Consider the following 12,603-nt stretch of genomic DNA (forward strand, 5'->3'; position numbering starts at 1 on the left):
TGATGTCGATACTAAAAAAAGCCGAAGATTATGTGTTCAGCTTATTCAAAGATAAGCTATCTCCCAATTATATATACCATAATTTTAACCATACTTTACGGGTAGTAACCACAACAGCCACCATGGCAAAGGAGGAAGGGGTTGGTGAAGAAGATACCGAAGCCTTGCTGCTTGCCGCATGGTTCCATGATTCGGGCTATGCAGATGGCAGGGACGACCACGAAGAAAAAAGCTGCACAATTGCAGGACAGTTTTTTTCGGATAACGGTTATCCTAATGAAAAAGCAGAACGAGTTTATCAGCTAATAAGGGTTACAAAGGTAGATGCGCGGCCGGAAACATTACCGGAGCGTATTATAAGGGATGCCGACTGTTCCCATTTTGCGGAAAAGAATTATTGCAGGCTTGCCGAATTGCTAAGGGAAGAATGGAAGCTGACCGAAGGAAAGGTTTTTACTGACCTTGAATGGGCTGTTGCGAACCGTGACCTGCTGATGCACCGCCACCGCTTTTATACCAACTATGCGCAAAAAAATATGCAGCCGGTAAAAGAGCGTAACATTGCTGTATTGCAGGAAGCTATCAATGAACTGGAGCAGGGTAAGAAAAAGGTTTCTAAAGATAAGATAAACAAGAAGAAGCTGGAGAAACTGACACGGCCGGACCGGGGTATAGATACTATGTTCCGTATCACGCTTAACAATCATACCAGGCTTAGTGAAATAGCCGACAGCAAAGCAAACATAATGATATCGGTTAATGCTATAATTATTTCGGTAGCGCTTACGGCATTGATACCAAAACTGGACAGCCCGGCCAATGCACACCTTATGATTCCTACTTTTATACTAGTGTTTTTTGGTGTGGTTTCTATAATTTTTGCTATACTTTCTACACGCCCAAAAGTAACCGGAGGCACATTTACGCGGCAGGATATAGATGACCGCAAAATTAACCTGCTTTTTTTCGGGAATTTTTATAAAATGCCGCTTGATGAGTATGACTGGGCAATGAACGAAATGATGAAAGACAGGAAATACCTGTATGATTCTATGATAAAAGACCTATACTTTTTGGGGGTGGTATTGCACCGCAAATACAAGCTGCTGCGCATTACCTACAATATTTTTATGATAGGGATTATTGTTTCTGTAGCGGTTTTTGTTTACGCTTTCAGCAGGATATAATAGGTAAGGATTTTAGATTTTATCTCGACTCCAGTTCCTTAAGCAGCTCCTCATAGCTGTAGGTACGGCCGCGCCCGTTCTCGTTATCATAAATAACAGAAACGCGAAGCGCTTTAAGGCCTGTAACGCCCTGCAGGTCTTCCACATCAAAGTGCTCGATAACTTCGCCCAGCATGTTTTTGTGCTGCAGGAATTTTATATACCTCCTGTATTCGGCTTCTTCCTGCTTTTGCGAATATACTATGGTAATCTTGCCATTTTCTGTTATACGCTTATCTGTGCCTTTAATGTTAGATTTGTCAATCCTTTTCTTTACCACCTCATAGCGTGCGTTATACGTGCCATCAACATCAAAACGTTTTTCATCCATCCGGAAGCGTATGGATATAGGTGTGCTGAACACCAGTATCAGCGATGTTACATCTAAGTCATAAGGCAGGGCAGGGCGTAGCTTGTAATATTCATTTTCCATCTCGCACATAGCCTGTAGCTGCCATAGCCTCAGGTTTTGCAGGTATAACGGGCTGTAAGGATGCTTAGGTGCTATAGATGCACCAATATAGAGGTTATGTTCTACACCATCCGTTTTAAAACGCTCATAATAATGAGGATAGAATTGCTGTGCCTCAGCCTGCTTTTTATCCAGAACCTCGGCAAGATGCTTGTTGATGATAGACATGGCCTCATCAAAATCTTTGCGGCTGTCATATACCATCTTCACTTTTTGGTCAAGCGAAGCAAAATAATCATGTATACGGCTGTGTATATCCTGGTCAACAGAATCAAAGTGCTGCAGGATAGGGTGCACTTCATCCTGTATATAATTTTGTATAACTGCTTCAGAGTCGGCCTTTAGCTGCTTTTTTAGTTTATCCTCATGGCTCTGCAGCTCAAAAATATGTTGCTCTACAACAGGCAGCGGCTCACGCTTAAATATAAACCTGAACAGGCCCAGCAGCTTTTCCAGTTGCCGGATGAGGTCTTTCTCGGTAGATTGATTCCTGGCACCCGATGAACCTTTTACATCTATCTGCCCATATAGCGGGTAAATTTCTTTGAAAATAATCTCTTTATAAGCAAAGCTTTCTCCCTGCCTTGCATTAATGTGGCGCAACGCTTCTTCCCTGAATTTCCAGTAAACACTATGATGTATAGCTGTATATTCTTTTTGGATTATGGCATCTACCTGGTTTTGAAGTTCGCTGTAATAACGGTCGATACTGTCGGTTAAAAACGGCAGTATATAAGAAAGCTTGTTGGCGTTGATACTGTTCAGTTCACCCGGGCGGGAACATACCAGCTCTATGATCCCTATCAGGCGGTCATTCTTCATTACAGGGGCAAGTATGCAGCTTTTTATGTTTTGCGAAAGCAGGTGCTGTGCAAATTTTGTTTCGCCACAGTCGCTTTGTGCAAAGCTCTCTACATCAGAAATAATGAAATAGCTGCGCTCTCCCATTATCTTTTCAAGCGACTCATCGCAAAAAACCGAATTACAGTTCAGTTCACTTTTATCCCTCAAAATATAGCTGCTCACATCTTCAAACGGCGCAATACGGAAAAGGTTATCTTCAGTATTAATTTCTGTAAACCCAATCCTCAAGTCAGGTATTTTATAAATAGATTTAAAGATGGTTTCAAGATTTGATTTGGTTATCTCATCAAAATCTTCCGACTTTAAAAGGTTGCTCTTCAGGTTCGAGATCGCGCTTTCTGTAGTGGCATCGAATAATGACATGATACCGAAGCCTTTTAATATCCAGCTTTTTTCCGGGAATTTTTCTTTCCACAATTCGATGTTGTCAAAGCTGTCCATAAGCAGTTTGGCATCTTCCTCGGTAATATCAACAGCTTTATCTGTAGGCAATATATCTATAAAATCGGCATTATACATAATACGGTAATGCCGTATAATACCGTCAGCATCGGGTATATCATAAAAGAAAGGCCTGCTGAAGTCGAAATGATAACCGTAATGGTAATTAAGTATCAGGCAGCAGCACATAACGTAAAACTGGTGCCCGTTAAAATTACGGATACTCATATCAAATTCGCTGCCCGCTTCCTGTAATATTTTGCCAAACCTTTCGGTATAATTAAACACAATGTTGTAAAACGGTATTGTTGCAGCCTTGATTTCGTTATGGGTAAGCGCGGTAGGGAAAAGATCAGCCAGCAGGTTTTTAATAAGCTGCCTGTGCTTTTCAAGCTGAGAGTAATCGGCAATACCTTCACGCAGCTCAGGGTAAGGCTCCGTATGCCTCAGCAGGGCTTTGGCATAGTCAGAACGGTAGTCAACATCGCTCGCAGCAATCTCCTCCAGTTTTTCCATCACCACGTGAAAGGAAATCTGTACTTCAAAAGGGCTGCTTTCAAATTGCTCAACGCTCATATATCCGTTCGGTTTTGTCATAACAAAGGTACAAAAAGGTTGTTATATGTTAAAATACGGATTTTGTATTGTAACGGTTGCCCTGTTAAGGCAGGTTTAGCAAATTTTTATTATTATTTTTGTAGTGAAATACCACAATATGAACCAGCTAATACCACTTAGCTTTGACAATAATGTGTCCCTTACCATAAAACGGGAAGACCTTTTACACCCCCATATTTCGGGTAATAAATTCAGGAAACTTAAGTATAATATTGAAGAAGCACTTAGGCAGGGAAATACCACTTTGCTAACCTTTGGCGGAGCTTATTCTAACCATATAGCCGCTGCCGCTGCCGCTGGGAAAAAGTATAACCTGCAAACCATTGGCATAATAAGGGGCGAGGAGCTGCAGGATAAGGCTATGCAAAACCCTACCCTTAAATTTGCAGCAGACTGCGGCATGAAACTGCATTTTATTTCTCGCGGGGCTTATCGTGAAAAACATACACCTGAGTTTATAGCACACCTGCAAAGGGAATTCGGGGAGTTTTACCTCTTGCCGGAAGGCGGTACCAATGCACTCGCTATTAAAGGGTGTGAAGAGATTTTAACCGGAGAAGATTCAGGTTTTACATACATCTGCTGTGCGGTTGGTACGGGCGGCACTGTGTCGGGAATAATTAAATCGGCAGGAGCGGAGCAGCAGGTTTTGGGCTTTCCGGTGCTTAAAAATGAGGCATTATCAGATGATATTGCTAAATTTGCCGGGCAGGGCAACTGGAAGCTTGTAAACAGCTACCACTTTGGCGGGTATGGTAAAGTATCCGAAGAACTGGTAACGTTTATGAATGGCTTTTATGAAAAAACAGGTATTCCGCTGGATCCTGTTTATACGGCAAAGATGGTTTTTGGCGTTATAGACATGGCAGAGAAAGGTTTTTTTCCTGATAACGCTAAAGTGTTGATGATACATACCGGTGGATTGCAGGGTATTGAAGGTATGAACCATGAACTTAAGAGAAAAAAACTGTCCCTAATTAAAATATGAGATAGCATGATGAAAAAGATTTTAACCCTTGTTGTTTTAAGTTTGCTGGTAAGCTGCGGTACATCATACACAAGCCGTAAAAGCGGTAAGAGCACTGCACGCACCACTACAACCCGCAAGCCAAAAGCTCCTAAAAAGGAAACACGCATTGCCAATACCAACAGGAACAACAGCAGGGATACCGAAACACTTGAATCTACTTCTAAAACGGTTGTTTATGCCGATATTGTAAAACAATATATACTTGATTATAAAGATGTTGCTAAAGCTAACATGCGCAACCATGGTGTGCCCGCCAGCATTACACTGGCTCAGGGCATTTTAGAGTCGGGTGCGGGCAGGGGCACGCTTTGTGTAAATGCCAACAACCACTTCGGTATAAAATGTCACACCGGTTGGGAAGGTGAATCGGTTTACCATGACGATGATGCCAAAGGAGAGTGTTTCCGCAAATATAAAGATCCGGCAGAATCGTATAATGACCACTCTTTATTCCTAACCTCACGCAGCCGTTATGCCGCGTTGTTTAAACTCGATAAAGATGATTATGAAGGCTGGGCACACGGGCTTAAAGCAGCAGGCTATGCTACCGACCCTAAATATCCTGATAAGCTTATCGGGCTTATAGAGCGTTATGAGTTGGCGAGATATGATGCAGAGGTTTTAGGTGGTACTTATGTGCCAAGGCAGAAAGAAATCAAGCCTGTAATTGCAGATGCACCGCTTGCAGCGGGCATGCACAAAGTAGAGCAGGGCGACACACTATACTCCATATCAAAACGATATAATGTTACTGTAGATGAGCTTATGAGGCTTAACAGCCTTTCGGGCAATACCATATCTATAGGGCAGGTACTAAAAGTAAAATAAACACCAATACTAATGTTATACGAAAGAAGCAGCCGCCTCTTTGCCGAAGCAGCAAAGGTAATACCCGGCGGTGTAAACTCTCCTGTGCGCGCCTTTAAGGCAGTAGGGGGTACGCCAATATTTGTAAAAGAAGCAAAAGGCGCTTATTTATATGATGAAGACGGCAACCGCCTGATAGACTATATTAACTCCTGGGGGCCAATGATACTGGGCCATGCTTATGAACCTGTTATAAATGCAGTGATTGAAAGGGCAAAGAAAGGAACCTCTTTCGGGATGCCTACCGCGCTGGAAACCGAAATAGCGGCCCTTGCGGTGAGCATGGTGCCTAACATAGATAAAATTCGTTTTGTGAACAGTGGTACCGAAGCCTGCATGAGCGCTATACGCCTTGCACGCGGATATACAAAACGCGATAAAATAATAAAATTCGCAGGCTGCTACCACGGGCACTCTGATTCTTTCCTGATACAGGCGGGCAGCGGGGCGGTAACATTCGGTACGCCAAACAGCCCGGGTGTTACGCAGGGGACGGCTAAAGATACCCTGCTTGCAAAATATAACGACCTGCAAAATGTAGCCGAGCTTTTTACGGCAAACCCCGATAGCATAGCGGCAATTATTATAGAACCTGTTGCGGGTAATATGGGCTGCATACCACCTGCAGATGGTTTTTTGCAGGGGCTAAGGGAACTGTGTGACCAAAACGGCGCGCTGCTTATTTTTGATGAGGTAATGACGGGTTTCCGTTTGGCTAAGGGCGGGGCGCAGGAGCTTTATAATGTAAAAGCCGACCTTGTTACTTTTGGCAAAGTTATAGGAGGGGGGCTTCCTGTGGGCGCTTTTGCAGGGCCCGAAGCTATTATGAACCACCTTGCACCGGCAGGGCCGGTTTACCAGGCTGGAACGCTGTCGGGCAACCCGCTGGCTATGGCTGCCGGGCTGGAAATGCTTAAGGCGCTTAACGCTGATGCGGATATTTATAAAAGGCTGGACGAAAAAACGGCTTACCTTGAAAATGGCATGAGGAAAGAACTGGATTCAGCTGGTATAACTTATACCATAAACCGCAGGGGTTCTATGATATCGGTGCATTTTGATGAACGCCCGGTTACCGATTTTGCTTCGGCGGCTAATGGCGATAACGAAACGTTTAAAAAGTTCTTCCACGGGCTTTTACAGGAAGGCGTTTACATTGCGCCATCGGCATACGAAACGTGGTTTATTACCGATGCCCTAACCTATGACGACCTCGACTTTACCATACAGGCAGTAGGCAAAGTCGCCAGTAACTTAAAATAAAAAAAGCTCCCAAAGGGAGCTTTTTTTTTGCTGTTACACTATTTATTAATGGGTAAGTTTGGTGATCAACTTAGGGTTTTTCTCCAGTTTGGTTAATTGTTCAGGAGTTAAGGCAGCCTTTACATTCATTTCCATCTGCTCTGCAAGGATATCTTTACGCTGCTGGCTAAAATCAGGTGTTGCCAAATATTTGTGCTTCTGTACAAACAGTTTGGTTAAATCTGCTTTTTGAGCCGGGGTTAATTGTACAAGTTCATGTAACGCGGTTATATCCGCTGCAGCTTTAGTGGTGGCATCGTCATTATTTTGCTGGGTTTGGGTGGCCGCTACAGGAGCCGCCGCAACTTTTTTCTGCTGTGCATTGGCAGTATAGCCAAAGGCAAGTATCATAGCAAAAAGAGTAATAATCTTTTTCATAATCGTTAAAATTTTTAAATGTTAGCGATTCAAATATATAAAAAATTGTGACATACAAAAATTATATATTATGCTATGCAGGTTATAACTACCACTTTATAACATATTAGAATCATTTGGGTTTAGAATTTAACATTCTCAGTAAAACCCTATTTTAAAATCCTGCGTAAATAATGGTGTTGGTATGGTGAAGAAAATTTTTTCCAAAAAAGCAAAAAGCCATTTAAATTAAGGTAAGGTGTGGTTTAATGGCTTCCCTTCTCTCTGAATAAGAGGGAAGGGTTTTTTATTTTATATAACAGTGTTGCCCGAAATTGTTATGAAAAACTCACTTAAAGTACCACGATCATTGGCTCTGTAATTAAAATATTGTTACGCAAATTTTAATTAAATGTTACCAAAAACACTCCTGTTTTGGCTGTTGCTTAACCTTAACTTAATGTATATCTGATAAATATAGAATGATTTTAGATTTAACGTAACAAATTTATAGATATATTTGCCAAATCATAACAATGCATTTTTAGTTACTTTTTAATTGGATATTATATGCTGAAACATTTACAATTTCACTTAACAAAAATTTTACTCACAGCGCTATTGTTTGGCACAGGGGTAAGTGCTTGGGCGCAATTAGCTACTTGGCCTTTAGCATCAAACGGGACACCTTCCGGTGTTGCTGCAAATCTTACAGCCGGTAATGCTACATCTACAGGAGTTGGAAACATATCTTTCGCGGATTACATCTCTGCTGATAACTGGTCTACTGGTGGTTTGTCTACAGGAAAATATTTCGAAATTACTGTAGCTCCAACTACAGGATATAACCTCTCACTTACACAAATTAATTTTCAGGAGAGAAGATCCGGAACAGGTATTCGTGATTACCAAGTGAGGGTATCAACTGATAATTTCTCTACTTTTACCACATTAGCAACTGTAAATGTCCCTGATAATACAGCTACGAGATCTGGAAACCTTACAGGGCTTTCAGTAAATGCAGCGAGTGGGCAAACGCTTAGAATACGATTTTATGGATATAACTCTGAAGCTTCAGGGGGTACTTGGAGGCTTAGTTCTTTAAATGTAGTGGGCACAGTAACATCATCTGGCCCAACTCCAACATTAACAACAAACACAACAGGTTTTACATCTAACTTCGGTAATGTGCTTGTAGGTTCTAACAGTACTGGTAGCCCATTCACAGTATCGGGCAGTAACCTTACATCTAATGTTACGGTAAATGCACCCAACACTAACTTCCAGGTTAGTTTAAGCGAGTCTTCAGGTTATGCTTCATCAGTGTCTGTAAGCTACGGTTCGGGCACTATAACAAATGTTCCTGTATATGTGCGTTTCACACCTCAAAGTGCAGGAGCCAAGTCGGGCAACGTTACATTATCATCCGGTACAGCAAGCCAGTCAGTCGCAGTTTCAGGAACAGGTGTTTCGCCATCAGCAGCGCTTGCAGCAAGCCCCGCACTTACTGAGGCAAACCTTAACGGTGCAACGGCAACGGTTACCTTAACTAACAGTACCTATGCAGCTTCATTAACAACTGGCAATTTTACATTAAACAATGCGCCTTCGGGTGTTTCTATAGCTTCGGTAGTACGTAATTCTGATACACAGGCAACACTTACGTTTGCCTATAACAATACAGATTTTGACAGTAACGTTACTAACTTTAATGTTACTGTAGCTTCTGCAGCCGTTACAACAGGTTCGGCACTCACCACAGGTAATATAACCATAACCGCTGTTGCCGAAATGTTATCATCATCCGGTACGCTTGCTATTGGCAACCAGTGTATCAATACCACATCTTCAGCATTTAGCTTTGTAGTTACGGGCAGTAACCTTAAACCCGGCGATATTACTGTTGCAGCAGCATCAGCATATACATACTCTTCATCTTCTGAGGGTACTTATACATCAACATTAACGTTCCCGCAGTCGGAATTGCCAAAAACCATATTTGTAAAGTTTACGCCTACAGCCGTACAATCATACGGAAATATAAATGTATCGGGAGGTTCGGCATCTTTAAATAAAACTGTAACTGCTGCCGGTGTTAATACATCAGCTACTGTTACAACCGCATCTGCTACGGGAGTTACGACTACCCAAGCTATATTGGGAGGTAATGTTACGGTAGAAGGCTGTTTAACAACAGACCTTAAAGGTGTTGTTTATGCCACAACAACCAACCCCGCCATAAGTGGCAGTGGCGTAACGCAGTTAAATGCTTCAGGTGCCGGTTTAGGCAGTTTTACGGTTAACGCTTCTGGGCTTTCAAGCGGTACACGCTATTATGCAAGAGCATTTGCAAGAAACACAGCAGGTACTGTAGTATATGGCAGTCAGGTAACATTTGATACGCCATGCGACCCTATCGCACTACCGCTAACAGAAGGTTTTGAAGACACTTCTTTCCCACCGTTATGCTGGACTTCATTTATAGGTACAAACGGGCTTGGTACAACAGTTAACTGGGCACGCACAACAACATATACTAATAATTTTTCTACAGGAGCTGCATTTATAAGTTATGAAGGTGTTACTTCAGGGCAAAAATCAGAAGACTGGCTTGTTACTCCGGGACTTATCTTACCGGATACAGATGGTTCAATTGAATTAAGCTTTTTAGAAAGGCAGCGTTATGATGCTGAATATAATACTGAGTTCTATGTAAAAATAGCTACTTCCACTCCTTCAGATCCGGCATCTTATACTAATATCGCCAGTTATACAGAAGCTAACCTTTCTTTTGGAGAATTCTTTAAAAGGACTATAGATATAACTGCCTACAAAGGACAAACGGTATATATTGCATTTGTGATGTTGCAGAACGATGGTGATGAGTGGTACATAGATGATGTATCTGTTAAAGAGATATTACCCCCACTTGAAGTGCCTGTTGCTACAGAAGCAACCGATATAAGCACAACAGGTTTTACTGCAAACTGGGAAGCTATTAGTGACGAAGGTGCAACTTACAGAGTAGATGTAAGTACATTGGAAGAGTTTGGTACTTATGGCCCGGCACAAACTACTATAGAAGACTTTGAAAATATACCTGCAAATGTAGGTAGTTATGCACCAAGAAGCTGGACGGGTGTAAACGGTGTTGAGTGGCTTGCTACATCTGCACGTACCGACCAAACCATTACAGGAAGGGCTATAACGCTAAATGAGTCAGCTCCACATTATTTATTATCATCTGAACTGCAAAATGGGCTTACAAGCCTTTCATTTAGTGCACAGCGAAAATTTACTGGTACTACGGGTACATTAACGGTTAATATACTTACAGGTTCTGACTTTTCAGATGTAACCACGCTTGGTACAATTCAAGTTGGATCTACTGAAGTACAATACAGTAATAACAGCATCACAGGCATCACAGGCAGTTATAAAATCAGGATTGAAAGTGATGGTACTAATAGATATGCTATAGATAACCTTAGCTTTACTACAGGCCCTGTGCTTACGCCATCTTATGTTGAAGGATATAACAATGCTGATGCAGGTTCTGCCACTTCATTAGATGTTACAGGGCTTGAGCCTAATACAACTTATTATTACAGGGTTAGGGCGGTGCTTGCTGCGCAAACTTCAGCCAACTCAAACACAATAGAAGCTGAAACAGGCCTTATAAATGTTTGGAACGGTACTGCATGGACAGCCGGAGTAGTGCCAACATCTGTAGATGATGCCATTATAGAAGGGCTGTATGATACAGGTGTAGAAGGTACTTTCAGCGCATCGGTGCTAACAGTGAATGAAGGTGGTAGTATGGTTATAGCTTCGGGTGACAACATTGTAGTTACCAATGAGGTTATTAACAACGCCGCAGCAGAAGACTTTATAGTAGAAAACAACGCGAACCTTATACAGATAAACGATAATGCTGTTAACACGGGAGAAATACACGTGCTTAAGTCAAGCTCGCCGCTATACAGGCTCGATTATACAATATGGTCGGCTCCGATAGTAGGGCAAAGCCTGCTTTCATTTTCGCCTGGCACAGTCCCAACGCGTTTTTACAGCTACAGCGAGGCGCTGGATATCTACACAGGTATTAACCCTTCTGCAACTGACTTTACACCGGGTTACGGTTACCTTATACGCACGCCCAACAACTGGGTTGCCTATGCCGAAGGCGTTGCAGGCCAGCAATGGACAGGTACTTTTGAAGGTACGCCAAACAATGGAGAAGTAACCGTGCCAATGCAAAATGAGGCAAACGGCTTTAATATGGTGGGTAACCCTTACCCGTCGCCAATAAACATAAGCGCTTTCCTTACCGAAAATAGCGGAGTTATAGAAGATGGATCGGCACTTTATTTCTTCAGGAAGCGTAATGATACTTCGGCAAGCTCACCAACATATGCTACCATTACGCTTGCCGGCTATACAGCCAATACGGCAGCAGGCGGCGATACAGGTGATGGTGTGTTCTCTAATCCTGATAATTCAGCTCAGTGGGTTATCAATCCTGGACAGGGCTTCTTTGTAAAAGCTGATGGCGGTAACCTTACGTTTAATAACGCAATGAGGAGGCCGGTTAACAACGGGCAGTTCTTCAGGACAGCCCAGGATGAAACGCAGCAGGCATCACGCTACTGGATAAACATGGCGGGTACTAACAGTGAGTTCAGCCAGATGGCAGTTATATATAAAGAAGGTAAAACGCTTGGTATAGATTACGGTTGGGACGGTACTGCCCTTATAGGCGATGGTGCTGTAAACCTGTACTCTACTGCCGAAGAAAAAGCACTTGCTATACAGGCAAGGCCTGCATTCCAGTCGGATGACGTTGTAAATGTTGGCTTCAGGGCTTCACAGCCGGGTACCTATACCATAAGCCTTGACCATGCCGATGGTTTATTTACAACAGGGCAAAACATCTACCTTATTGATACGGTTGCAGATGTATCTACCAACCTTCAGGAAAGTGATTACAGCTTTACTACAGAGGGCGGACAGTTTGATGAGCGTTTCCGTATAGTGTACGACCAGGCGTCATTAGGTAATGATACACCAGTATTTAATGCAGATTCTGTAGTGGTTTACCAAAACAATGGTAATATTACTATAGATGCAGGTAAAACTACCATAGAGACTGTAACAGTTTATGACATTAACGGAAGGGTTATATATACCGGTAACAATGTTAATGCAACTGCTATGGTAATTAAGAACCTTCAGGCAGCACAACAGGTGCTTATAGTAAATATTACTACCGAAAAAGGTAATCTAAGTAAGAAAATAGTTTTCTAAGACTGAACCATTGTAAATATAAAGATCCCCCTGCTTTTTGGCAGGGGGATTCTTATTTTATTGAAGTAAAACTTTAACTTTAAGTACTTTATTTGTGAATTTAAGGTAGGGTATTTTGT

At 42.2% G+C, this 12,603-nt stretch carries 7 protein-coding genes; 5 read left to right on the forward strand and 2 right to left on the reverse strand.

Annotation, left to right across the window (positions count from 1 at the left end):
• Positions 1 to 2: 2 nt before the first annotated feature.
• On the forward strand, positions 3 to 1,187 hold the full coding sequence (locus KJK34_RS07125) for a Pycsar system effector family protein (protein ID WP_223053165.1): 1,185 nt from the start codon (positions 3 to 5) through the stop codon (positions 1,185 to 1,187).
• 19 nt (positions 1,188 to 1,206) lie between these two features.
• On the opposite strand, the gene KJK34_RS07130 is transcribed toward KJK34_RS07125, so the two are convergent.
• Complete coding sequence (locus KJK34_RS07130; protein WP_223053166.1) at positions 1,207 to 3,579, reverse strand: GAF domain-containing protein; 2,373 nt, start codon at positions 3,577 to 3,579, stop codon at positions 1,207 to 1,209.
• Between the two features lie 139 nt (positions 3,580 to 3,718).
• Here KJK34_RS07130 and KJK34_RS07135 point away from each other — a divergent pair, with 139 nt between their 5' ends.
• From KJK34_RS07135 to hemL, 3 genes are read left to right on the forward strand one after another with little or no spacing between them, the layout of a single operon-like run.
• Positions 3,719 to 4,609: a 1-aminocyclopropane-1-carboxylate deaminase/D-cysteine desulfhydrase gene (locus KJK34_RS07135; protein ID WP_223053167.1), complete on the forward strand. Its 891-nt coding sequence runs from the start codon at positions 3,719 to 3,721 to the stop codon at positions 4,607 to 4,609.
• A 6-nt stretch (positions 4,610 to 4,615) separates the two neighbouring features.
• The gene (locus KJK34_RS07140) at positions 4,616 to 5,479 is read left to right on the forward strand and encodes a glucosaminidase domain-containing protein (RefSeq protein ID WP_223053168.1); all 864 of its coding nucleotides are present in this window, start codon (positions 4,616 to 4,618) and stop codon (positions 5,477 to 5,479) included.
• Between the two features lie 12 nt (positions 5,480 to 5,491).
• On the forward strand, positions 5,492 to 6,781 hold the full coding sequence (gene hemL / locus KJK34_RS07145; protein WP_223053169.1) for a glutamate-1-semialdehyde 2,1-aminomutase: 1,290 nt from the start codon (positions 5,492 to 5,494) through the stop codon (positions 6,779 to 6,781).
• 45 nt (positions 6,782 to 6,826) lie between these two features.
• Here the strand turns inward: hemL and KJK34_RS07150 are convergent, their stop codons facing one another.
• On the reverse strand, positions 6,827 to 7,198 hold the full coding sequence (locus KJK34_RS07150) for a hypothetical protein (protein ID WP_223053170.1): 372 nt from the start codon (positions 7,196 to 7,198) through the stop codon (positions 6,827 to 6,829).
• A gap of 549 nt (positions 7,199 to 7,747) precedes the next feature.
• Here KJK34_RS07150 and KJK34_RS07155 point away from each other — a divergent pair.
• Positions 7,748 to 12,484 carry a T9SS-dependent choice-of-anchor J family protein gene (locus KJK34_RS07155; RefSeq protein ID WP_223053171.1) on the forward strand — a complete coding sequence of 1,579 codons (4,737 nt, stop codon included), beginning with the start codon at positions 7,748 to 7,750 and terminating at the stop codon, positions 12,482 to 12,484.
• Positions 12,485 to 12,603 lie beyond the last annotated feature (119 nt).

This window comes from Flavobacterium coralii (assembly GCF_019891545.1).
GTDB classification, from domain to species: domain Bacteria; phylum Bacteroidota; class Bacteroidia; order Flavobacteriales; family Flavobacteriaceae; genus Flavobacterium; species Flavobacterium coralii.